At 55.8% G+C, this 22,811-nt stretch carries 26 protein-coding genes; 12 read left to right on the forward strand and 14 right to left on the reverse strand.

From position 1 onward, the window contains the following. Window positions 1-10: 10 nt before the first annotated feature. From HMJ29_RS05840 to HMJ29_RS05850, 3 genes are read left to right on the forward strand one after another with little or no spacing between them, the layout of a single operon-like run. Entirely contained in the window at window positions 11-1,231 is a 1,221-nt protein-coding gene (locus HMJ29_RS05840) for a DUF2157 domain-containing protein (protein WP_171590591.1), read from the forward strand. Continuing rightward, window positions 1,228-1,803, forward strand: a complete 576-nt coding sequence (locus HMJ29_RS05845; protein WP_171590592.1) for a GDYXXLXY domain-containing protein — start codon at window positions 1,228-1,230, stop codon at window positions 1,801-1,803. Before HMJ29_RS05840 ends, HMJ29_RS05845 begins: the two co-directional genes overlap by 4 nt. Window positions 1,804-1,807: 4 nt before the next feature. Continuing rightward, entirely contained in the window at window positions 1,808-2,044 is a 237-nt protein-coding gene (locus HMJ29_RS05850) for a hypothetical protein (RefSeq protein ID WP_171590593.1), read from the forward strand. 278 nt (window positions 2,045-2,322) lie between these two features. On the opposite strand, the gene HMJ29_RS05855 is transcribed toward HMJ29_RS05850, so the two are convergent. From HMJ29_RS05855 to HMJ29_RS05905, 11 genes are all read right to left on the reverse strand, one after another. After that, entirely contained in the window at window positions 2,323-2,751 is a 429-nt protein-coding gene (locus HMJ29_RS05855) for an ExbD/TolR family protein (RefSeq protein ID WP_262922289.1), read from the reverse strand. Window positions 2,752-2,916: 165 nt separating this feature from the next. Beyond that, window positions 2,917-3,495, reverse strand: coding sequence for a 5-formyltetrahydrofolate cyclo-ligase (locus HMJ29_RS05860; RefSeq protein ID WP_171590595.1), 579 nt, complete (start codon window positions 3,493-3,495; stop codon window positions 2,917-2,919). 71 nt (window positions 3,496-3,566) lie between these two features. Continuing rightward, a complete protein-coding gene (bshC, locus tag HMJ29_RS05865) occupies window positions 3,567-5,159 on the reverse strand; it encodes a bacillithiol biosynthesis cysteine-adding enzyme BshC (RefSeq protein ID WP_171590596.1) in 1,593 nt (530 codons plus the stop codon). A 324-nt stretch (window positions 5,160-5,483) separates the two neighbouring features. Then, window positions 5,484-6,797, reverse strand: a complete 1,314-nt coding sequence (gene rimO / locus HMJ29_RS05870) for a 30S ribosomal protein S12 methylthiotransferase RimO (protein WP_171590597.1) — start codon at window positions 6,795-6,797, stop codon at window positions 5,484-5,486. A 234-nt stretch (window positions 6,798-7,031) separates the two neighbouring features. Then, on the reverse strand, window positions 7,032-8,009 hold the full coding sequence (ftsY, locus tag HMJ29_RS05875; protein ID WP_171590598.1) for a signal recognition particle-docking protein FtsY: 978 nt from the start codon (window positions 8,007-8,009) through the stop codon (window positions 7,032-7,034). A 195-nt stretch (window positions 8,010-8,204) separates the two neighbouring features. Next, a complete protein-coding gene (locus HMJ29_RS05880) occupies window positions 8,205-8,366 on the reverse strand; it encodes a DUF4295 domain-containing protein (RefSeq protein WP_110976337.1) in 162 nt (53 codons plus the stop codon). Between the two features lie 7 nt (window positions 8,367-8,373). Beyond that, on the reverse strand, window positions 8,374-8,556 hold the full coding sequence (gene rpmG / locus HMJ29_RS05885; RefSeq protein ID WP_045689232.1) for a 50S ribosomal protein L33: 183 nt from the start codon (window positions 8,554-8,556) through the stop codon (window positions 8,374-8,376). A 214-nt stretch (window positions 8,557-8,770) separates the two neighbouring features. Then, a complete protein-coding gene (locus tag HMJ29_RS05890; protein ID WP_171590599.1) occupies window positions 8,771-9,622 on the reverse strand; it encodes a DUF5602 domain-containing protein in 852 nt (283 codons plus the stop codon). A 222-nt stretch (window positions 9,623-9,844) separates the two neighbouring features. Next, window positions 9,845-11,509: an aminopeptidase P family protein gene (locus HMJ29_RS05895; RefSeq protein ID WP_171590600.1), complete on the reverse strand. Its 1,665-nt coding sequence runs from the start codon at window positions 11,507-11,509 to the stop codon at window positions 9,845-9,847. A gap of 239 nt (window positions 11,510-11,748) precedes the next feature. After that, window positions 11,749-11,988 (reverse strand): 50S ribosomal protein L28, encoded by a 240-nt coding sequence (gene rpmB / locus HMJ29_RS05900; RefSeq protein ID WP_045689230.1) that lies wholly within the window; start codon window positions 11,986-11,988, stop codon window positions 11,749-11,751. Between the two features lie 96 nt (window positions 11,989-12,084). After that, window positions 12,085-12,207: a DUF5522 domain-containing protein gene (locus HMJ29_RS05905; RefSeq protein WP_366671504.1), complete on the reverse strand. Its 123-nt coding sequence runs from the start codon at window positions 12,205-12,207 to the stop codon at window positions 12,085-12,087. A gap of 207 nt (window positions 12,208-12,414) precedes the next feature. Here HMJ29_RS05905 and HMJ29_RS05910 point away from each other — a divergent pair, with 207 nt between their 5' ends. Next, window positions 12,415-12,888 carry a hypothetical protein gene (locus HMJ29_RS05910; RefSeq protein ID WP_171590602.1) on the forward strand — a complete coding sequence of 158 codons (474 nt, stop codon included), beginning with the start codon at window positions 12,415-12,417 and terminating at the stop codon, window positions 12,886-12,888. A gap of 27 nt (window positions 12,889-12,915) precedes the next feature. Here HMJ29_RS05910 and HMJ29_RS05915 read toward each other — a convergent pair whose 3' ends face one another. After that, a complete protein-coding gene (locus tag HMJ29_RS05915; protein ID WP_171590603.1) occupies window positions 12,916-13,830 on the reverse strand; it encodes an LEA/WHy family protein in 915 nt (304 codons plus the stop codon). A 208-nt stretch (window positions 13,831-14,038) separates the two neighbouring features. Here HMJ29_RS05915 and rocD point away from each other — a divergent pair, with 208 nt between their 5' ends. From rocD to HMJ29_RS05945, 6 genes are all read left to right on the forward strand, one after another. Further along, on the forward strand, window positions 14,039-15,280 hold the full coding sequence (gene rocD, locus HMJ29_RS05920; protein ID WP_171590604.1) for an ornithine--oxo-acid transaminase: 1,242 nt from the start codon (window positions 14,039-14,041) through the stop codon (window positions 15,278-15,280). Window positions 15,281-15,510: 230 nt separating this feature from the next. Then, a complete protein-coding gene (locus HMJ29_RS05925) occupies window positions 15,511-15,864 on the forward strand; it encodes a hypothetical protein (RefSeq protein WP_171590605.1) in 354 nt (117 codons plus the stop codon). 189 nt (window positions 15,865-16,053) lie between these two features. Further along, the gene (locus HMJ29_RS05930; protein ID WP_171590606.1) at window positions 16,054-16,461 is read left to right on the forward strand and encodes a hypothetical protein; all 408 of its coding nucleotides are present in this window, start codon (window positions 16,054-16,056) and stop codon (window positions 16,459-16,461) included. Window positions 16,462-16,631: 170 nt separating this feature from the next. Continuing rightward, window positions 16,632-16,847: a hypothetical protein gene (locus HMJ29_RS05935; protein WP_171590607.1), complete on the forward strand. Its 216-nt coding sequence runs from the start codon at window positions 16,632-16,634 to the stop codon at window positions 16,845-16,847. 184 nt (window positions 16,848-17,031) lie between these two features. Beyond that, on the forward strand, window positions 17,032-18,024 hold the full coding sequence (gene hemB, locus HMJ29_RS05940) for a porphobilinogen synthase (RefSeq protein WP_171590608.1): 993 nt from the start codon (window positions 17,032-17,034) through the stop codon (window positions 18,022-18,024). Window positions 18,025-18,162: 138 nt separating this feature from the next. After that, a complete protein-coding gene (locus tag HMJ29_RS05945) occupies window positions 18,163-18,675 on the forward strand; it encodes a GNAT family N-acetyltransferase (RefSeq protein WP_171590609.1) in 513 nt (170 codons plus the stop codon). Here the strand turns inward: HMJ29_RS05945 and HMJ29_RS05950 are convergent. Together HMJ29_RS05950 and HMJ29_RS05955 are read right to left on the reverse strand one after the other, a co-directional pair. Beyond that, the gene (locus tag HMJ29_RS05950) at window positions 18,672-19,259 is read right to left on the reverse strand and encodes a hypothetical protein (protein WP_171590610.1); all 588 of its coding nucleotides are present in this window, start codon (window positions 19,257-19,259) and stop codon (window positions 18,672-18,674) included. The genes HMJ29_RS05945 and HMJ29_RS05950 overlap by 4 nt on opposite strands. Window positions 19,260-19,298: 39 nt before the next feature. Further along, window positions 19,299-20,672 (reverse strand): APC family permease, encoded by a 1,374-nt coding sequence (locus HMJ29_RS05955; protein WP_171590611.1) that lies wholly within the window; start codon window positions 20,670-20,672, stop codon window positions 19,299-19,301. Between the two features lie 159 nt (window positions 20,673-20,831). Between HMJ29_RS05955 and HMJ29_RS05960 the strand changes: the two genes are divergently transcribed. Next, window positions 20,832-21,752 carry a cation diffusion facilitator family transporter gene (locus HMJ29_RS05960; protein WP_171590612.1) on the forward strand — a complete coding sequence of 307 codons (921 nt, stop codon included), beginning with the start codon at window positions 20,832-20,834 and terminating at the stop codon, window positions 21,750-21,752. Window positions 21,753-21,811: 59 nt separating this feature from the next. Next, window positions 21,812-22,771 (forward strand): cation diffusion facilitator family transporter, encoded by a 960-nt coding sequence (locus HMJ29_RS05965; protein WP_171590613.1) that lies wholly within the window; start codon window positions 21,812-21,814, stop codon window positions 22,769-22,771. Window positions 22,772-22,811 lie beyond the last annotated feature (40 nt).

The raw sequence follows: 22,811 nt of genomic DNA on the forward strand, positions 1-22,811 counted from the left end.
TGGACTTGCTATGAGTCGAAAATTCCTGGAAACCGACGGTCCTCAGTGGGTGCAGAAAGGCATCATCACGGAGCAGCAGCGGGAACAACTATTAGCCCTTTACCCTACCGATGCCACAGCCATAGGCTTGTTGCCCCTCTTGGGCAGCCTCTTGGTAGGCCTGAGCGCACTGAGTCTGGTGGCGGCTAACTGGCAGGGCTTGCCAGAACTGGTGCGCCTGGCCCTGCTGTTGGGCTCGTTGTGTGGCGCCTATGCAGCCGGGGAATACTTCCGGCGACGCGGCAACACCAACTTGGGCATGGGCCTGATTGCGCTGGGCCTGATTTTGTTCGGGGCCAGCATTGTGCTCACCAGCCAGCTCTACCAGCTCATTGGCTACGACCTCACGGGCCTACTAGCCTGGGCCGTGGCGGGCATGGGCCTTACGTGGCTCTACCGCAGCAACCTGCTGTTCATCATGACGGTGGTAATTGGGGGCATTGTGCAGGGCTACAACACCGGGCAACTGGGTGCCTTCAGCTACCTCACGGCTGCCTTCACGGCCCTAGGCCTCGGCTACTACTGGTGGCGCCGGCCCGACGCCCTGGCTGGCGGCGTGCTGGCAGCGGGGTTACTCTGGCAGGCGGCGTTGCTGATCAACCACTTGCACATCAAAATCACGTGGTTTTTTGTGCCCGCCATGCTCATTTACGCCTTCGGCGACTGGCAGCCCGACCGCCCCGCGGGCCGTGCTATGCAAGGGCCGCCCTTGGTAGCCGCATTTCTGTTTACGCTGGGGCTGGCCTTATTCGGCGAGTCTGATATGTATACTGGGCAGCTCCGGCCGCCGCTGCTGGCCTACCTTGGGGCTATGGGCGGGGTACTAGCCGTATCCTTGCTTGGTAAGCGGCAGCGCGGCCGCCTCAGCAGCGCTACCGATTGGCTGCTGCTCTTGCCAGGTTTTTACTTCACGGGTGGCCTACCGCTCGCCGTAGCCACCCTGGTGGTGCTGTACGCGTATTCGGGTTCGGTGCTGTTTCGGGCCCACCAAGAGCAAAACCCCGACCGGGTGACACTGGGCACGGTGCTGTTCATTGTTACCACGGCGGTGGCCTACTTCAAGCTCACGTGGGGCTTCATGGATAAGTCGTTGTTTTTCCTGTTGGGGGGTATTCTGCTATTAGGGTTGAGCTGGTACCTGCGGCGCCGGGCCACGCATACCTTCGCCGAAAAAACTCCCGCGAAATCATGAGCGAGCAGCCTACTATCCTTCCAGCAGCGGCACCCGTTCAGCTCAACCCACTTCCTGAGCTTGCTCCTGCTCAACATCGGCGGTGGCTGCAGTTGCTGGTAGCCGCCCAAGTGCTCTTTGTGCTGGGTGTTGCCGTTGCGGGCTACGCTACGAGTGCATTGGGCAAATCTGTCTGGCTCCGTACGGCTCCCGTAGATCCGCGCGACTTACTGTACGGCGACTACGTGCGCCTAAACTACTCCATCAGTCAACTGCCGGGCCACTTGTGGCATGGTGCTGAACTCCCGCGCCGGCAGCAGGCCGCGTACGTGCTGCTTGAGCCGCGCAATGGTTCTTATGAGGCCATTGGCGTATACGCTGAAAAACCGGAGGCCCAGCCCAATCAAGCCGTACTGCGCGGTTCAGTGCAGGATGTATGGCGACGCGGTTTACGCCTTCGTTACGGCCTGGAGCGCTACTACGTACCCGAAGACATGGGCCGCGAAATCGAGAAACGGCAGTCGCTGCGGGTGCAGGTGAGCATTGCTCCCTGGGGCCAGGCCCGCATTACCAAAGTAGAAGTAGCCCCCTAGGCCTATGCCGCTTCTGACTTGGTTGCGCCGGGAAGTACTGATAGCACTGGGCATTCTGGTTCCTACTACGGTAGGCCTAGGCTGCGTACTAGGCACCGCCTTCTTTCAACTGGCCCCACTCGACCTTCAAATGCACAACACCTATTTCGTGGTGCGCCCTTGGGAAATAGTTGCGCTACTGTCTCTACCACAGTGGCTGTTGGTACAGCTAGTACGGGGTGTATTTCGCTGGCTACGATAGCGGTCACGCTATTGCAGTTGCTACATGAATCTATCTACTATATATTGCCTTTTTAATTCTTTCCCCACTCAGTAAGGGGCTATTCTATACTTTATTAATACTTGCTGTTCTATGAAAAATGGTTTGTGCAAGCTAGCCCAAGTATTAGCCGCCCAGCGGCGTGATACTTCAATGCTTTCTCATAGCACCCCAAAACCCGCGCAAAAGAGCCGTAACTCCAGCAGCTCCGACACCTCCTCAGCCTCTTCTCAGCGCTAATCGTTGCTGTAGCAGAACAGTTAGTACTTATTGCTTTTCAAGAGCTCATAGTCTGCTACGATTATGTCAGCTAGGCTGAACTTCTTGCGGTCGGCAATAACCATCTCATCCAGCACATCTATCATGTCCTGATATTTGGCTTCGTCGCTGGGTTTAATGAGAAATATTGTTGTGGGGTCGTGTTTTTGTACTGCCTTCCGTAGCTCAGCCAAATCTAGGATACCACTATGTATTTGGGGTTTACTATCTGCATTTAACTGTCCGTCGTAATAATACACTTGCCTATTCTTGCCCAATACAATGGTCATAGTATACCAGTGCTCAGAAGCACCAAATATGGATTGAAACGGCCTGCTTATGCCTATAGATAGCACTGGAATTTCACGGGGTGCAGCAATCAACGTACAAAAAAAGGCTAACAAGAATCCTATGCCCACCATAGGCGTCATGTCGGGCGCCACAATCGGGCGCAAGCCCCGGTGGGGGCGCTTGGTAGATAAATCGAGGGGGTGGGCAAAGACTATATAGAGAGATATAGAAGGTAGTTTATAGCCAACGGCGACTCTCAGGCCCGAAGTATGCAGAACTAATAATATTCTGATTTACAAGTGGCGTCAGACCTCAAACCGCCACACTTTCTCTGGTGTAATGCAGGCATGCAGGCGTATATCGCCAGGCCAAGAGTCTGTAATGCGCGATACAGGTGGCTCTAAGCTTAGCCCAATGCGCAGAGCATCAGGGCGGCACTGGCCTAGAAATTCATCATAGAAACCCTTGCCATAGCCCACGCGGTGGCCGTTTTCGTCGAAGGCCAGCAGGGGCACCAACACGGCATCCAGCTGTACGGGCTGCACTTCAGCAGCGCCCACAGGCTCCGGGATACCCCAGCGGCTGTCAACCAATTGTGTATCGGGAGCAAGGTGATAATGGCGCAAGGTTCGGCCATCAGCCTGCACTACCGGCACCGCCAACTTAACGCTTGATCCCGCGTGTAGAAACTCCCTTATAATACCCCACGTGTCAGGCTCCTTTTGCTGCAGAATAGGTAGAAATACGTGCAGCCATTGCCAATCGTCAGTAGGAAAACGCTGGATCAAATGCTTGCGCAACCTATCACTGCGTTGCGCTACCTCATTCTCCGATAAGGCGCGACGCCGAGCCAAAAACTCTCGCCGAATGTAAGCTTTCATCATACCCTTTTAGACACAAGCACGGCCCGCCTCCGGTTGAGACGAGCCGTTTCTGCTGAATCATTAAGTAACTATTACTCCTCTTCCAGCACCGTAAACTCCAGAGCCAACGGATCGAAGGCCTCCAGGAGTTGGTCGATGAATGCTGGATTGTTGATCAGAATGCTCAGCACGTTGTCAACACGCTCTTGCAGAGAGCCGCCGGGGAAGAGCTTTTCCTTGAGGGCTGTGAGCTGGCCGTAGGCCACTTCGTGCTTGGCTTCGGCAGCTTTGCTGAGGCGCTTCTCCAGGCCGGCCAGGCTAGCGGCGGCTTTCTGCTGCTCAGCGGCTACGGTCTTCACCAGCGTGGGGTCGAGGCGCTGGGCCAAGTCAGACACTTCTTTGAATACGGCGGCTAAAGCCTGCTGCTGGGCGCTGAGGCTTACCTCTTCCTGGCCTAGCGCGGCGCCTACCTGCTTTTTCAGGTCTGGCAGCGGCCGAAAAATATCGGTGGCCGTAAGGCCCAGCTTGCGCAGCTTACCGGCGTTGGCCTTGCCAATGTATAGCCCCGAGTTGCGGAGCAGCAGAATGGGGAAGGGTACTTGGTTATCGGTGAAGATCTGCTTCAGCTGGAACCAGTAGGCCACTTCCGCCCCGCCGCCAATGTAGCAGAGGTTAGGCAACAACAGTTCCTGATACAAAGGCCGCAGCACTACGTTCGGGCTGAACTGCTCGGGGTGCTGGCGGGCCAGCTCCAGCAGCTCTTCTTGGCTATGGCAGCGGTTGGTGTTGCGCACCGTGATTTGCACGCAGTCGGCGGCCGCATCGTACTCCAGCCGCTCCCGCTTGCCGCCATCAGTGAGGAAGAACAGGTTCAGGGGGCGCGAGTATACTTGTGCTTTATAGCCCGCGGCCTCAAGCTGTTGGTTGGTTGCCTGTACCGCTTGGTTTGATGCCTGCTGTTGAATTTCTTTTTCCAGCACCGGCACCAGGGCCTGCTTTAGGATAGCGGAGTCGCCATCTAGCGCCACCAAGCCATACTGCCCGAACAGAGAGTGCGTGAGCTTACGCATGGCCTCCGCCAGCGTGCCCGAGGTAGCGTAGGCCTCCCGGAAGGCAGCCGGCATATCGGCGGGCAACTGCTGCAGGAGTTCTTCTTCCAGCCCGTCAAGCGCCAGCCGGCCTACGGGTCCACCCGTATTGGCGGCGTTCCACTCGTATTTCTTCCCGAAGAGGTGAAGGTGGTTGATTTCGGCGAAGTCGTGGTCTTCGGTGGCCATCCAATACACCGGCACGAAATCGTACTGGGGATACTGCTCCTTGAGCTGGCGGCAAAGCTTGAGGGCCGTTACAATCTTGTACACGAAATACAGCGGCCCCGTGAGCAAATTAAGCTGATGGCCGGTAGTGATGGTGAAGGTGGTTTCCTTCTCCAGCAGCTCCAGGTTGGCCTGCACCGCCGGATTTACTTCTGGCACCGCCGCGTATTGTTCGCGCAGGGCAGCTACCAGCCGCTGCCGAGCCTCGGGGGTATAGGCAGCCTTCTTTTCTTCTATCTGAGCCGCAAATTCCTCCAGGGTAGGAAAGCGGTGGTAGTATTGGCTGAGTTCCGGACGCCGGCCGAGGTAATCGGCAATCAGGGGCGAAAAGGAGCCGGTATCGGCGTAGCGAAGGGTCGTGACAGACATGGATTGAAATGTAATTCGGCTATAACCGGCCAGACGCCATAAAGTAACTGGGTATTTGTCAGAACCCACTTCCGCAGGCTTCTAGACCACCTGCGTTTCCAGCCAGGATACCGCCGGATATCGTGCAAAAGCGGTTTTCAATGTGTTAGGCCACTTAAGGTGATTAACGTAAATTTTACTTGTCATTCCGAGCGTAGCGAGGAACCCAGGACAACCAGCGAAACCTTACCTCCGATTCCTCGCTACGCTCGGAATGACAAGAAAAAAGAAAACCCTGCCTCAGCGCGCAGCCAAAGCAGGGTTTCCAGCAACGGCCTAGGCCAGTTAAATCAGCTTGCCATACAAATCGAAGTCCGAAGCCTCCGTGATTTGCACCTGGGCGAAGTCGCCGAGGCGCACAAACGTGTCTTTAGTAGCGGGCACCAGCACTTCGTTGTCTACCTCCGGTGAGTCGAACTCAGTGCGGCCCACAAAATAACCGCTTTCCTTACGGTCAAAGAGCACTTTATAGGTCATGCCTACCTTCTGCTCATTCAGCTCCATAGAAATGCCCTGCTGCAGCTCCATGATCTGGTCGGCGCGGTCTTGCTTTACTTCGGCGGGCACATTATCCTCGAGCGTGTAAGAGTGCGTGTTGTCCTCGTGCGAGTAAGTGAAGATGCCGAGGCGGTCGAAGCGGGTTTCATCCACAAAGTTGTAGAGGTCTTCGAAGTCCTGCTGGGTCTCGCCGGGGTGGCCGGCAATGAGTGTAGTGCGAAGCGCAATGCTGGGCACGCGCTGGCGGATGGTATCCACCAGCTCCACGGTGCGGCGCTTGCTGATGCCGCGGCGCATGGTTTTCAGCATGTTATCAGAAATATGCTGCAGGGGCATATCCAGGTACTTGCAGATGTTGTCGCGCTCGTTCATCACGTCCAGCGCATCCAGTGGGAACTGCGAGGGATAAGCGTACTGCATCCGGATCCAGTCGATGCCGTTTACGTCGGAGAGGTTGCGCAGCAGGTCGGCCAGTTTTCGCTCGCCGTAGTGCTGCAGGCCATAGTAGGTCAGGTCCTGGGCAATCAGGATGAGCTCTTTGGTGCCCATACTGGCTAGGCGCTTTGCTTCCTTTACCAGATCCTCAATGGGCCGATCTTGGTGCTTACCGCGCATGAGCGGGATGGCGCAGAACGAGCAAGGACGGTTACAGCCCTCTGCAATCTTGAAGTAAGCGTAGTGCGAAGGAGTAGTCAGGAGGCGCTCCCCAATTAGCTCATGCTTATAATCAGCCTCCAGCTTTTTCATCAGCTGGGGCAGCTCCAGCGTACCGAAGTAGGCATCTACCTGCGGAATCTCCTGCTCCAGGTCGTCCTTATAGCGCTGAGAGAGGCAGCCCGTTACGTAAAGCTTCTCCAAGCGGCCGGCTTCCTTCTCATCGGCATAGCGCAGAATGGTATCGATGCTTTCCTGCTTGGCGTTATCAATAAAACCGCAGGTATTAATAATGACGATGTTGGCGTCGCTCTGCTCTGCTTCGTGCGTCACCTCAAACTGGTTGGCGCGCAACTGCCCCATCAGCACCTCCGAATCGACGATGTTTTTGGAGCAACCAAGAGTAATAACGTTGACTTTATTGGCCTGCTGGCTTCTAACTTTCATGCTGGGTAGGTAAACGGGCGGCCGGGCAATTTCTTAGGAGTGAGAAAGTTGCCCGCTACAGCCCGCGGCGAATTTTGGACCGCAAAGGTACGAACTCGGCAACGCCTTTTCCTACTGCGAATGTTCCCTTTCCGGAGTTCATTCCTTAAAGCAGTCGTACACTAAACACAGACGCCCCACCGGAATAAATCTGGGTGGGGCGTCTGTGTTAGAACTACAACCAATGGCCTGGGCCTATTTCTTGAACAGGGAGTTTACGAACGTATGGCGGTCGAAGAGCTGCAGATCAGTCATTTTCTCCCCTACCCCAATGTAGCGCACTGGCACCTGCAGTTGGTCAGAAATGCCAATAACCACACCGCCCTTGGCTGTGCCATCGAGCTTGGTAATGGCCAGGGCCGATACCTCGGTGGCTTTGGTGAACTCCTTGGCTTGCAGGAAGGCATTCTGGCCCGTGCTGCCATCGAGGACCAGCAGCACCTCGTGGGGCGCATCGGGAATAACCTTCTGCATCACCCGCTTGATTTTGCTGAGCTCATTCATCAGGTTCACCTTGTTGTGCAGGCGGCCCGCAGTGTCAATAATCACCACATCAGCACCCATTTCCACCCCCTTCTGTACGGCGTCGTAGGCCACAGAGGCAGGGTCAGTATTCATACCGTGTGAAATGACGGGCACGCCTACCCGCTGCCCCCAGATAATAAGCTGATCCACAGCAGCAGCCCGGAAGGTATCGGCGGCGCCCAGCACCACCTTCTTACCAGCCGAGTGGAAGCGGTGCGCGAGCTTACCAATGGTGGTGGTTTTACCTACGCCGTTCACCCCTACCACCATAATTACGAAGGGCTGCCCGGTATTGTCGGGGCGGTCAAGGATGGCCCGGGAACCGGTAGCTCCGCTGTTGCGGTCCAGCAGATCTGCTATTTCTTCCCGCAGGATGCGGTCAAGCTCCGAGGTGTTGACGTACTTGTCGCGGGCCACGCGCTTCTCAATCCGGTCAATGACCTTCACGGTGGTATCAATGCCCACGTCGGCGTGCACGAGCAGCGTTTCCAGGTCATCGAGCACCGCTTCATCAACCGTGTTTTTGCCAACAACGGCTTTGCTGAGCTGATCGAAGAAGCTGGTTTTAGTTTTCTGCAGACCCTCATCGAGGGCCTGTTGCTGCTCCTTGCTTTCCTTGTCTTTCTTGAAGAAATCGAAGAGGCCCATAAGGGGGTCGGGGGCTTAAGGTCTTGGGACCATGGTTAAGAGAAGCCGTGCTTCCTGATCAGGAAATACAGCTCATACTAGCGCGCCGGAACACTCAAAGCCCCAAGACTGTGAGTTGCAAAACCCTAACACGCAAAAAAGTCCCACAAAGGCGGGACTTCTTCACTTACGTTGGAAAGCCACGAAGGCGCCCAATTACTTAACGCCAGTGGCGATGTAATCCTGTACTTTGTCAACGGGTACCATTTCCTCCTTGAAGGTGTAAGCACCAGTCTTTTCCGATTTCACCGCGCGGATAACCTTAGCCCAGTCTTTGCCGGTAGCGGTTTTCAGGGTTGCTACTACTTTCTTAGCCATTGCTCAATTACTTGATTTCCTTGTGAACGGTCATCTTCTTGAGCACGGGGTTGAACTTCTTCAGCTCAATGCGCTCAGGGGTATTCTTGCGGTTCTTGGTGGTAATGTAGCGCGAGGTGCCCGGCTGGCCCGAGTTTTTGTGCTCGGTGCACTCCAGGATTACCTGCACCCGGTTTCCTTTTTTAGCCATCTCGACTTAGGTTTTTAGGATTAAGGACTGCAAAGGTACAAAGCTTTGTGTAATAGACAAACAGTCAGGCATAGAAACCTTTGTAAAGATATTATCGCAATGCCTGCTTGCTATGCTGCCTTAATCGCAAATAGTGGCCTAAAGTTGCTTAAAACCCATGTGGCGCTGCACTTTGGTGCGTACTACCATATGGGTTTTAAGTTATTCTTCGGCTTTAGCGCAGCACCATATCATAGAGTACTATTACATATTCATGGTTGCTATGATCGAGGCGGTACGTGTAACGGGTAGGATAGTAAAGCCCGGTACGTGAAACTGCCTGTGGTTGCGGCAGCCTATACTTATCATGTTGCGTTTGCTTTAGGAAGTCCAGGGTAAACATGGGCTCCAGAAAGCTTACTTGCCCATCAAATGTTCCGTAAATAAAGGTTTGAGTGAAGGTTTGCCCTTGAAACTCAGGACCTGATGGATCGAGCCAGTGCTTACCCATGCTGGGAACCGTTCCGGGGCCGGGCACATAGTTAGCGGGTAGATATTGCGGAGCTGGCAGATTAAATTCACCACGCGGATCATTGGGCGCAATGGTTTGCCGCTCTTCCGGACTGATCATATAGAAATGCAGGTCGAAGTGCGGCAGCGTGTAGATAGTGGTGGGCTCATGGCCATGAGGGTTCCAGTCAAGTGAAAGATGGTTAAAGGGGGTTAAGGCAGCCTGTGAGGGCAAGGGCAGCAAATACCATAAATCAGTTGGATTCATGGGCTCTTCCATAGGCAAGCCCTGTAATGCTGTTTCCGTTATGCGCACTCCTATTTCCATTGGAATGCCTTTCTTATTTAGCGTCACGAAGCTGCGGGCGCTTCCCTCACCTAGCTCTACTGCGGTTCCGTAGGTGGTGGTATAATTAGAATTTCCGTTTGGCGAGCCATTACCCGACTGCATTGCATCACTGGAGCCTATCTGGCTGGTTGGCTGGGGTATGTCTTCTGTGCGGTTACAGGCAGTAGACAGGGCTATTGTGCTAAGGCACACGAGAGCAACCCACCTTTTTAGAGGAGTGTTTTTCATTGCAAGAATGTGAATGGTGGAGTACGGGTGAACTGACGAAGCAAGTCATCGGCCCACGGCAAGAACTCTTCAACGTCTCACACTAGGGCAAAAGGGGACCAGGGGCTGCTTGAAGCAACCAGCAAACAGTCAATTATTTATAAATATAGTATAATATAAAAAATCCCTACGAGGATAGCAAGCTATTCTTATAGGAGTTGAAATGAATTGGGCTGCTGCCAGTTAGTTTTCCAACACCGGCAATTTGAAATTGTCGAAGGCGCTAGGCCTGTCCATCATGACTTCAATGTCTGCAATAGTGCGTGGTGCCTCTTTAGACAAGTTGTCGTAGCCCTTTTCCGTTATCAGCACATCATCCTCAATCCGGACGCCGATGTTCCACCACTTCTGGTCACAGGGGCTGCCCTCCGGGATGTAGATACCGGGCTCCACGGTAATTACATTGCCGGCCTGCAAGGGGCCGTTGCTGCCCCGGTCGTGCACATCAAGGCCTAGGTAGTGGCTGGTGCCGTGCGGAAAATACTTGCGCGTTTCTTCAGCGGTTTTTATGATACCCAGCTTCATGAGGCCCTGCTCAATAACTTTTTGGGCTGCCGCGTGCGGGGCCTGAAAATCTTTGCCGGGCTTGCACTCCTTGAAAGCCGCATCCTGAGCCGCCAGTACCAGCTCATACACCTGGCGCTGAGCCGGGCTGAACTTGCCGGAGGGCGGGATAGTGCGGGTTACGTCGGCGGAGTAGCCGTGGTACTCAGCGCCGCAGTCCATCAGCAGCAGGTCGTTTTTAACCTGGGGCTTGCTGTTTTCAATATAGTGCAGCACGCAGGCGTTGTTGCCGGCCCCCACTATGCTGGGGTAGCCCTCAAACTCAGCGCCGTATTTCCGGTACACGTATTCGTGCAGGCCCTGTAGCTCCCGCTCACCCAGGTCGGGGCGGGTAGCTTTCATTACCTCCTGCTGGCCTATGGCGCTGATGCGCACGGCACGGCGGAGCAGGGCAACTTCTTCGGGCGTCTTCACCTCCCGCAGTCGGTCCAGGGCCTCGTTCAGGATACTGGTACTGAAGCGGCCATTGGGTTTGTTAGCTACTGCTTTCTGCCGCTCGACATCGTTCTTGGCCGCCAGGTAGCCTTGCACATAGGCGTCCTGGCCTAGCGTGGGCTGATCCTGCACCAGATTTTGCAGGTACGGCCGCAGCCGATCAGCCCCCCTGAGGCCGTACTGCTCAATCAGCTTATGCACCTCGGAGGCCGAAGCATCGAAGTTGGCGGGCAGCGCGGCCTGCTGCCGGAAGGTAGCCACCAGGTCGTAGAGGTCGGCGGGGTCACGGGGGTCGTTGCGAACATCCTCGGGGAGCTCCAGGAAGTGTACCTGCTGGAAGCTGGCCCACTTGATACCGGCCGCGGCAAAGTCCTTATTATCGGCTACGTACTGCACCTTGAGCTGCTGCTTGGTACCCTCGGTGCCAAGGCGGTGACCAGTCCACTGCTCCCGCTCGGGGTTGCGGGGTTGCACAAAAATGGCTTCCGTTACGCCCGCCTGCCCATTAAGAGTTTGGGGCTCCTTAAATAGCACCAACATGGCCTCCGGCTCTTCATACCCCGTGAGGTAGTAGAAGTCAGCGTTCTGGTGGTACACGTAGTCCACATCGTTGGCGCGGTTACGGACGGGGGCAGCAAAAAGCACCGCTACCGAGCCGGCTGGCAGCGCCTGGCGCACCAGCTCCCGGCGCTGCTTATGAAACGCGGGGTCCAGGAAATCAGCGGGACGGTCGGGGCCGGCGGCACGTTGGGCCTGGCCCTGGTGGGGCGCCACCAAGGCGAGTAGGCCAGTAAGGATCAACGCAGGTAGCGCCGGCCAGGCCAAGGGCTTCAGTACAGTATGGAGCATAGCAACCGCAATGACCTGTATTTCCCGCTAACGTTGTGTTAGCGGGCAGCTGGAGCTGTAGCGGTCCTGAGGCAACGCTAACTTCCGGAAAAAACCGCAGGACGCAATAACTACTGGCCCAGCAAAAAAGCAGCGCAACGCTTTCACTCTGAGCAGCCGCGTAGGTTTCTTCGCAAAGAGACCCGACAATAACTCAGAATAAAAGCGTTGCGCTTAACTTTTTCTAGCCTTTGCTTAGACTAGTAAACGATGAAGCCCTGCTCTTTGGCCTTCTTCAGGACCGACATAATGCCGTTCTTGTTGATGGTGCGGATGGTGCTGGCAGCAACTTTCAGCGTTACCCAAGCATCCTCTTCGGGGATGTAGAAACGCTTTTTCTGCAGGTTCGGGTAGAACTTGCGCTTGGTTTTGTTGTTGGCGTGCGAAACGTTATTACCTACGCGGGTACGCTTGCCGGTCAGATCACAAACACGGGCCATGATATCAGGAGCTTAGAGGTTTCAATGCTGGAAAAAGGGACGCAAATATCGGCATTTCTTTGACAGAAACAAACCGGAGGGCTGAAAAATAGCGGGTTAGCCCTGCCTGGTGCTTCCAGAGGCCTTCTTTTTTTCCTTAGCCAACTGCCAGGGGCAGTGCCGACACCCATTTCCGCAGCAGGTACCCCGCCGCAGATGGTACTGCTCCGTAAAAACCATGTAGCCTTCGGGAGTGTAGTAGAAGTCGCCGGGTTGAAGAGGCTGAGGAGCTGAAGAAGGCACGCCGAAAAAACCGATTGAGCCCGCAAGATACAACCTCTGCGCCGGACTAGCCTTGGTAAAACTCTAACGGGCTTACTTTTGTATCTAATCAGGTGGCCATTTGGTGGCTGCTTTCTCTTGCCTGGCCTCCTTAGCTACTTGCGTATGCGAACCTCTTTCGCCCTTCTGCTGACTTTGCTGCTCACGGGAGCGGCGCTAGGCCAGCAGCCTGCCTCGCCCACTCTGGTTTCGCTGGTTACGCAATTACAAGAGCAGGATGGCGCGCTGCCAGAGCTGCCCTGCAAAGAGGCCCGTCGTACCCTGCCGCAGCTGCGGCAACGCTACCAGCGGGGGCTGCCTGCTGGTGCCACGTGTTACCTTACCGCTGTAGTGCTCAATGAGGGAGCCACGCCAGAGCCGGTGGTAGTGCTGGTATCCTCCTGGCAAGCTGGGCAGGTTGCGGGCCGCATTGTGCGGGTAGGGCCCAACGGCCAGACCGTGGCCAATGCTCCCACCGACTTTGCAGAAGCAGCCGTTGTCGATTGGCTGCTCCTGCGGCCCGATGGCAGTGAGGAGGGTAATTACCTGGGCAAGTTCTTCGATCTGGAAGAACGCTTAGCCGCTTTATCCAGCAAATAATACTGGCCTAGGCCACTACCACCAGCGCTAGTCTTTGTTCTTTTCCGGCTTCGCCAGTTCCTTAAGATCTTTAAGGGAACCTGAGCTATTAAACTTCATGGTCATATCCTTGGGGTTGCCCTCACCCGTGGCAATTACGGCCGAGCCCGTGAGCTTATAGGGAGTTTTTTCGGCTTTAAACAAGCCCTTAAAGGCCACCTTTGGCATGGCCTTGGGCTCGAAGCGCACGTGAATGGGCACAAGCTCCGCCCCTTTTTTCCGGAAGGTGACGTCTTTGGTTTCTGTGCCTTCCACCTCCATATCATCGCTCACGCTGAACTTGTAGTGCACGCTGCGCACCGTTACTGGGAAGGGGTTGTAGTTGGTTATACGCAGGCTCACAATGGCCTCCCCGTTTTTGAGGCCCAAGTCTTTAATATCTACATCGGCAACCTCAATTTTCGGGAGCTTCGGGATGTATACCCGCTTAGTGACGCGCACCGGAATAATTTGGGGACCAGCTACGGGTAGCCGGGTGAATAGCTTCATTACCATTTCTACCTCCACGCAGTCTTGCTGACTGGTGCGCACTTTGCGCTTGAGGTTATCCATCTGCACGGATACCGGCAGGGTGAGGTGCGAAACGGAGTCACCGAGGAGCACGGAAGGCTCATCTTTCGCGCCTTGCGTGAGCAGTGCCCCATCTACGCGGGTTACGTAGCTGAGGCTGTCAATCTGGAGCGTAACCGGCATTTGGTTGCGCAAGTCTACCTTCATCTGCGCCTGAAGCAACTCGGAGGTAACGTTATTAATATTGAGAGACGCGTTTTCCAGCGTAGGCAGGAACTCTTCGCCTTTATCGGTTTTGAAGTACACGTAAGCTCCGCCCGTCAGCAGCAATAGTAGCACCAACACCAGGACAGCGGCCACCCGGTGCCGGCCGAAAAAATCTTGCGTAGCCATATTCTTCACGTATAAGCAGAACCGTAACTATCAACTCACAGCCCAACAATTCAGTACACTCTGTTACACTTACTTATACTTCCTTACGAGTAGTCACTCGTTTGTTGTTATTGTCGGGCTTCGAAACAGAAGCGCCCAATCCTCACGCACTCTTTTGCGTAGTTTTGAGTTCTTCGCCTACCTGTTCATCACAATCCCACCCACGCATATGCACTCTACATCTGCCACCACCCGCAGCCAGGAGCTAATGGCTCTCGAGGATCAATACGGCGCCCACAACTACCACCCCCTGCCCGTGGTACTAAGCCGGGGCGAAGGCGTGCACCTGTGGGACGTTAACGGCAAGCAGTATTATGACTTTCTATCGGCGTACTCGGCTGTAAACCAAGGCCACTGCCACCCGCGCATTATTGGGGCCCTTACGGAGCAGGCTCAGAAGCTCACGCTCACCTCCCGGGCCTTTTTCAACGACCAGCTAGGTGCCGCCGAAAAGCAGCTGTGTGAGCTATTTAACTACGACAAAGCGCTCTTGATGAACTCCGGGGCCGAGGCCGTAGAAACGGCCCTGAAGCTGGCCCGCAAGTGGGGCTACCAGGAGAAGGGCATTGCCCCCAACCAGGCCCTCATTATTGTAGCTGAGCACAACTTTCACGGCCGCACTACCGGTATCATCTCCTTCAGCACCGACCCCGACTCTACGGGCGGCTTTGGCCCTTATACCCCCGGCTACCAGGTAGTGCCCTACGACGACCTGGAGGCCCTGGAAGAAGCCTTGCACAACCCCCACGTGTGTGGTTTCCTGGTTGAGCCTATTCAGGGAGAAGCCGGCGTAATGGTGCCCTCAGATGGCTATCTGGCTAAGGCAGCAGCGCTATGTAAAGCCCACAAGGTGCTGTTCATTGCCGATGAAATTCAGACTGGCCTAGGCCGCACCGGCGAGCTGCTGGCCGTGTGCTATGAGGGCGTACACGCCGATATTCTGGTGCTGGGCAAAGCTCTTTCGGGCGGGGTGCTACCCGTATCGGCGGTGCTGGCGCGCAACGAAATCATGCTGACCATTCAGCCGGGTCAGCACGGCTCCACCTTTGGCGGCAACCCACTGGCCAGCGTAGTACTACGCGCGGCCCTGGATGTGCTGCTGGAAGAGAAGCTCACGGAAAATGCCCGCGTGCTGGGCGAAGTGTTCCGGGAGCGGATGCGCCGCGTGCAGGCCAAGCGCCCCGAAGTGGTGGAGCTGGTACGGGGCAAAGGGCTGCTAAACGCCGTAGTGATTAAGCCCCACGCTGATGGCCGTACGGCCTGGGATGTGTGCGTAACCCTCATGGAGCGCGGCGTGCTGGCCAAGCCCACCCACGGCGACATCATCCGGTTTGCGCCCCCGCTGGTAATTAATGAGGAGCAGCTCCATGAAGCCTGCGACATAATTGAGCAGGTAATTCTGGAGTTCTAGGCCACTTAAAGGCTTTTTATACTTCCTATAACGGACTGTCTTACTTTAGGCAGTCCGTTATTATTTAGCGCTACGCTATGCGTTGGTATTATCCCTGTTACCTGCTGTTGCTTTTGCTGCTGGCTAGCGGCTGCCGAAGCGAGAAAGTCGCTTTCTACTTCCGGCCGCCAACTGGGCCCAGGCCCCCGGAGCCAGCGGTTCTAAGTATTGTGCCGTGCAAGCCACCCACAATGGCTTTAGCCCAGCTGCCGACCCCAACTCAGCCCCTGTCTAGCCAACGCCGCAAGAGGCCTAGGCAACCAATAAGCCTTCGCCCAACGCTGGCGCTGGCGGCCGTTTTACCTGCTCAGGTCAGGCGCTCCACAACCAGCCAGCAAGCGGTGTCGTACGGTAAAGCGCTCCGCCGGCCGGCTCATCCTACCCGCAACTATTTGCCGCTGGCATTAAGCGTGATAATAGCTGCCCTTGGTACGTTGCTGCTCATTGGAGCTGCGGCGGGGGCCAGCTCGTCGTTTATTCCTCTGATTGGGGCACTGCTTATTGTATTGGGTGGCGTTATTTATTTCCATTGGCGCTACGAATAGTCTTCTGCTTCACCTCTTACCCCCCTCTCAATGCCGCTTCGGCTACTCCTACGCCTTTCCTGCTCCCATCAGACTTTTCTTGTTCTTGGCATTGCCCTTGGTAGCCTGCTAAGTGGCTGCCGTAGCGAGCAAGTAGCGTTCCACTTTCGGCCCGCACTGGCTGTTGCTAAACCTACCTCACTGCCCATATTGCCTAACGCTCAGGTTGCCGAAGCTGGCTCGGCACCAGAGGTGGCCTACGCGGCTCCCGTTATGGTTGCCCAGCCTAGTGCTGCCCCTAGCCAACCGAAGATAAAGGCCGCTCTTCCCTCCCGGCCCCGGCTGGCGCACCGCCGTTTGCTTGTTACTCCCCGCTATCTGCTCTCTAAGCCAGCCGCGGCCAGCAGGCCTACAAGCGCGGCCATTCATGAAACGCGCCACTTGCTGCTGGGCATAGCAGTAGTAGCGGTGGGCGTGGTAGCGGGCCTGTTGCTGGGTGGGTGGCTAGGCCTAGGGGTGGGAGCCTTACTAGTAATTCTGGGGTATTACTTCCTGGGCATGGCTTTTGGCGGCGAGCATGCGTGGCTGGAGGTGTTTCAGGAGTTTTTCAATATGTAGGCTTCTAGGCCACTTTACCGGGCAAAAGCTACACTTCATTCCAGGCAGTACAGCGCTAACCGACAAAACGCCCCACCTGGCAGCGCCTGGCCTCCCATTGACCGAGTTGCCCGGCATGGCACCCCAGACCCCAGTAGTTTTGCTGCATAACTACTTCAAGCTCTACCGTTATGCGCGCTCGTCTTCTACTTTTGCTTTGTGGAGTATCGATGCTGGCCAGCTGCCAGACCAGCCGTTTGACGTTTGTAGCGCGTCCTTTTAAGAATATAGTAGATTTGCCCTCCGATACGACTCGCACTGTGGTAATCCTCCACGATTCACAAGGGCCCCAAGGTACCCGCGTGGCTCTCACGGCCGCCCAGGCTGCTGAGTTCAGCCAGCAGTAGGCCTCTTTTTCCGGTGCCGGTTTTGCCCGCGCTGGTTTCGCTCTGATTTTCACACACCGCCGCTCGCCGTGCCGCCCCTGTTTTTGGGAGCAGCGCGGCGTTTTGGTGTAAGGGCAATTTAGCGCCGGCGCAACCTTACCTTTGTGGCAGTTGTTCTAGTTCGTCTCATTTCTGAAAACAACGCATGGCTATTATCCCCACGCATCGTCCGCGGCGCAACCGCAAGTCTGAAGTTATCCGCAACATGGTGCAGGAAACGACGCTATCGGTGCACGATTTTATTTATCCCGTCTTTCTGATTGAAGGGCAGAATCAGCAGCTCGAAATCCATTCCATGCCCGGCATCCACCGCTTCTCCGCCGACCGTCTCATCGACGAGATTGGCCGCTGCGTGGAGCTTGGCATCAAGAGCTTTGCCCCTTTTCCCAGCATCAATGATGCTCTGAAGGACCGGCTTGCCAAAGAAAGCACTAACCCCGAGGGCCTTTACCTCAAGACGGTAGCCGACATTAAGCGCCAATTTCCTGACGTTGTACTGATGACCGACGTAGCTATGGACCCCTACTCCAGCGACGGCCACGACGGTATTGTAGACGCTGACTCAGGAGAAATCTTAAACGATGCCTCTCTGGAGGTGCTAGGCCAGATGGCCCTGGCCCAAGCCCGCGCCGGCGCCGACATTATAGGCCCTTCAGATATGATGGACGGCCGCGTAGCCTGGATCCGCGACGTGCTCGATCAGAATGGCTTCTCGCACGTGAGCATCATGAGCTACACGGCTAAGTACGCCTCGGCCTTCTATGGTCCCTTCCGCGACGCCCTAGACTCGGCTCCCAAACGTGGCGACAAGAAAACCTATCAGATGAACTATGCCAACCGCCGCGAAGCGCTGCGGGAGTTGGCGTTAGATGAGCAGGAAGGCGCCGACATGGTTATGATTAAGCCCGCCCTGAGCTACCTCGACGTGATTCATGAGGTGCGTAACCACACCAACCTGCCGGTTACGGCCTACAACGTATCGGGGGAATACGCTATGGTAAAAGCCGCTGCTCAGCAAGGCTGGCTCGATGGCGAGAAAACCATGATGGAAGTACTCATGAGCATTAAGCGCGCCGGCGCCGATGCCATCCTGACGTACTTCGCCAAAGAAGCTGCCGAGGTACTGCGCCGCGGCTAGTTTTCATCATTGACTTTGCTTTAACTCAAAAGCCCACGCAGCTGCGTGGGCTTTTCTGTTATTACTCACCGCCACCGCTATTGCAGAAGCTAACCGAGTAGGCCACTTTTGTGGCAGCCTCATTAATCACTTTGCCATATGCCCGTTCACATCCGCCTCGCCACCTCTACTGATATTCCTGCTATTCTGGGCTTGGTACGCCGCGTAGTGCCGCTTATGCAAGCTAGCGGCAACCAACAGTGGTCGGCTGAGTACCCGAATGAAGAGGTGTTTCAGCGCGATATTGAGCGGCAGCACCTGTGGCTGGCAGAGCTGGATGGCCAAGTAGCCGCCGTGGCGGCCCTCACCAACAACGACCAAGACCCCGAGTACGCGCAAGCCGACTGGGACCCCGCTGAGCCAGCCCTGGTTACCCACCGCCTGGCCGTTGACCCCGCCGCTCAGGGCAGTGGCCTAGCCGTAGCGCTACTGCAACACGCTGAAACGTTAGCAACTCAACTGGGCCTAAAAACCCTGCGGGTTGATACCAACTCTGAGAATTTGGCTACGCAGCGCCTTTTCCCAAAGCTGGGCTACCGTTACGCTGGTGAAATCACGCTAGGGTTCCGCCCGGGTCTGCGGTTTTTCTGCTATGAGAAGCAACTGGCCTAGAACTCATTATCCAGGACTTGGTATGCCTGTAGCTCTTGTAATTCCTGCTGAATCTGCCGGCTCCACTCGGCTTGCTTTTCCGGCAAACTAGCATAAGCCGTTTCATCAGCATACTGCACTTGCCGCAATTCGGCTTCCTTAAGTAACCCTTTAGCTAGCTCATCTAAAGTAGGTTTCCCTATTAAAAACATACGAGTAGCAGAAGCCCGTATTTGCTTTCGTAGCCGGCGAGCATATATCTCTTGGATATCAAATTGAGTCTGCTGAAACTCGATCTGTTGCGCTACATTATCTGGGTTGCTAGTGTCCAACCAAGAGGTCAGATGAAAGAATCGGTTGTAGACAGCACTGTTGGCATTTTTGCTCAGCAACTCAACCGCGTTACCACCTTTGCACCCTAGCAGGAAAGAGCCTCGGCTTCCCTGCAAATTTGAGTTTGGCTTTGGCTGCAATGCAAAATCGCTGGCGACCAACCGTCGGGTAGCACTACAGTCTAAATAATCAGGGTCAATTGCTTTTGACTTTTGCGCGTAAGTGACGCCAGTAAACAGCAGTAGTAACGAAATACAGAACAGTAAACGCATCAAAGACGTGGGGTAACTAGCATTACCTAAAAGTATCGCTTACCGCTCAAATGGCCAACGACCTAAGCTCCGGCTCCACACCAAGAAAGCTACTACGCCGGCAGCCGTAACGCCCAACGCAGATAGAATGAGGGTCGGGCCGGTGCTGTATAGGATGAAGAGCCACACGGCAATGGCCAGCACCACCGGCAACGGGTACAACGGCATCCGAAACGGCAGCCCTTCGGTGCCCCTTCGGCGACGCAACAACACTAGGCCTACTGCCTGGCCTACGAACTGAATGAGGATGCGCATGGCCAGAATGGCACTGATTACCTCTCCCAGCCGGAATAACAGGCTAAACACAAAGCCTACTCCGCCCAGAATCAGGAGCGAAACGTGCGGAAACTGTTTGGTAGGGTGCAGGCGCCCGAAAATGGGCAAAAACTCCCCATCGGCCGCCGCGGCGTATGGGATGCGGGAGTACCCCAGCAGCACGGCAAACAGGGAGGCAAATGCCACCCACAGCACCAGCGCCGTAGCAGCTTTGGCGGCAGCTACGCCGTAGAGGCGCTCTACAAACGTGCTCACAATAAACTCCGACTTGCTAGCCTCCTGCCAGGGTATAACGGTGCCCACGCTCCAGTTGAGCAGCAGGTACAGCGCCGCAATGCCCAGAATGCTCAAAAAAATGCTGCGCGGAATGAGCTTGTGCGGCTCCTTCACCTCCCCGCCCAAATGGCACACATTGTAGTAGCCCAGGTAGCTGTAGATGGTTTTTACAGCGGCCTGCCCCATAGCCGCCGATATGAGGATGCCGGGCAGGGCCGTTACGCCACCAGCCGGCAGCCAGGCCACTTCATGAGTAGCGTGCGTGATGCCCCCAAAAATCAGCCAGGCCATGAGACCCAGCACGCCCACCCACAGCATTACGCCCAGCTTGCCAATATCTTCGATGCGGCGGTAGAGCAAGGCAATCAGCAATAATACTACCGCCCCCGATACTAGCTTGGGCTGCCAGGGCTCCGTGGCATCAAATGGCACGAGGTAACCGAAATATTGGGCAAAGCCAATGGCACCCGACGCCAGCACCAGTGGCGCCTGAATCAGGGTCTGCCACACGTAGAGAAACGACATTAGTCGGCCCCACTTGTGCTCCCCGTAGGCCAGTTTCAGGAAGCGGTAGGAGCCGCCGGCCTCAGGGTAGGCAGCGCCCAGCTCACTCCAGATCAGGCCATCTACCACGCTTAGGCCCGCCCCCACCAGCCAGGCCAGCAGGAAGTAAGGCCCCATAAACCCCATTACCAGCGGCAGGGTCACGAAGGGGCCGATACCGACCATGTCAATCATATTGAGGGCGGTGGCCTGCACCAGCCCGAGGCGGCGGCGGAGGGGCGCCGCTGCTTCGGTAGAAGTAGTAGAAGTCTGCGTCATGGGTCGTAAAAGTCGGATAAAAGCAGATTGTTCAGCACACCGGCCTGTATACCCCGCAATTTTGCGACGGCAGTGGCCTACTAAGCTCAGTACCCGCTTAATCCAACCCATTTCTGGAGGCAGCGTACCTAAAGCAACTCTTATCCTGTTCCTGTACCTATGGCTGGCAGCTCTTCCTCAAAACTAGTAGTCTACGGAGCCATCGGGGCTAACGTGGCTATTGCCATTTCTAAATTTGTAGCGGCTTTTTTCACCGGTAGCGCCGCCATGATGTCGGAAGGCATTCACTCGCTGGTTGACAGTGGCAACGGCCTGCTGATTCTGTTTGGCATGAAGCGGAGCGAGCGGCCCGCCGATGCGCAGCACCCCTTCGGGTACAGCAAAGAAATCTATTTCTGGACGGTAATTGTGGCGGTCCTGATTTTTGCGGTGGGCGGCGGCATGTCGCTCTACAAGGGCTACCAATACCTGCAGCACCCAGTGCCCCTCACCGACCCCACCTGGAACTACTGGGTGCTAGGGCTGGCCATGCTGTTTGAGGGCATAGCCTGCTCCCTGGCCTACCGGGAGTTTCGCAAAACCCAGGGCAACTACGGCTTCTGGCAGGCCCTGCGCCTCAGCAAAGACCCCGCGGTATTCGCTATTCTACTCGAAGACCTAGCAGCCTTGGTAGGCCTGTTAATCGCGGTGGCCGGCATTTTCTTCGGCCACTTGCTCAATAACCTCTACCTAGATGGGGCCGCCTCCATGGCTATTGGGGCACTGCTGGTAGGCATGGCCGTATTCATGCTCCGTGAGGCTAAAGGCCTCCTCATTGGGGAAGGAGCCGATGCCGCCGTACTGCAAGATCTGGCAACTCTGGCGCACCAAGACCCCGCCGTGCTTTCCATGCGCGACCCACTTACCATGTACCTTGGCCCCCAAGATGCCGTGCTGGCCCTCGATATAGAATTCCACGACCACCTCTCGGCCGTGGAGGTTGAACAAGCCATTCACCGGCTGCAAAACAGCATTCAGGCCAAGCATCCACTGTTCAGGCGCATCTTCATTGAGGCTGCGGCTCCGCCAACCCCACTTTAAAGAGTTGCGTAGGACGGACACCCCGCTGCCTTCGGCGGAATCACCCAATTTACTCTTGCATGTCTGCGGGTTCTTCTAAAACTGCCATTTACGGAGCCATTGGGGCCAACGTGGCTATTGCCATTTCCAAGTTTGTAGCGGCTTTCTTCACTGGCAGCTCTGCTATGCTTTCAGAGGGTATTCACTCCCTGGTAGACAGTGGTAATGGGTTGCTTATTTTGTTTGGGGTGAAGCAGGCGGAGAAGCCCGCTGATGCCCGCCACCCTTTCGGGCGCAGTAAAGAACTCTACTTCTGGTCGCTGATTGTGGCCATTCTGGTGTTTTCAGTGGGCGGCGGCATGTCGTTTTATGAGGGCGTAGAACATCTCAAGCACCCCTCTCCCATTACTGACCCCACCTGGAATTACTGGGTGCTAGGCCTGTCTATGCTGTTTGAGGGTATTTCCTGCTTTCTGGCGCTGCGCGAATTCAATAAGGAGCGCGGCGACATGGGCTTCTGGGCTACGCTGGGCCGCAGCAAGGACCCCTCCATCTTTGCCATTCTGATGGAGGATATGGCCGCATTGCTGGGCCTGGTCATTGCGTTGGCGGGCGTATACTTCGGGCACCTGCTCAACAACCCGTATTTTGATGGGGGCGCCTCTATTTGCATTGGCATTTTGCTGGTGTCAGTGGCCATTTTCCTGATTTATAAAACAAAAGGCCTACTGGTAGGCGAGGGCTCCGACGACGAAACTCTTGACAGTCTGGAGGCCATTGCCCGGCAGCAGCGCGGTGTGGAGCAGGTACGCCGCCCACTTACTATGTATATGGGCCCCCACGATGTGGTACTGGCTCTCGATGTAGAATTTCACGACCATCTCTCGGCCGTGGAGGTAGAGCGCAGTGTAGATGCCTTGCAGGATGCCATCCGGGCCAAGCACCCCGAGTTTAAGCGTATCTTCATTGAAGCCAAAGGGTTATCTGGTAAGCAGCGGGGCTCCTTTGCATCTGATCTGCCGGTGTCACCACAGATCTAGCGCGTAACCTTCAAGCTCTGCCATTCGTCTTTTACACTAA

It is taken from the genome of Hymenobacter taeanensis, from assembly GCF_013137895.1.
GTDB classification, from domain to species: domain Bacteria; phylum Bacteroidota; class Bacteroidia; order Cytophagales; family Hymenobacteraceae; genus Hymenobacter; species Hymenobacter taeanensis.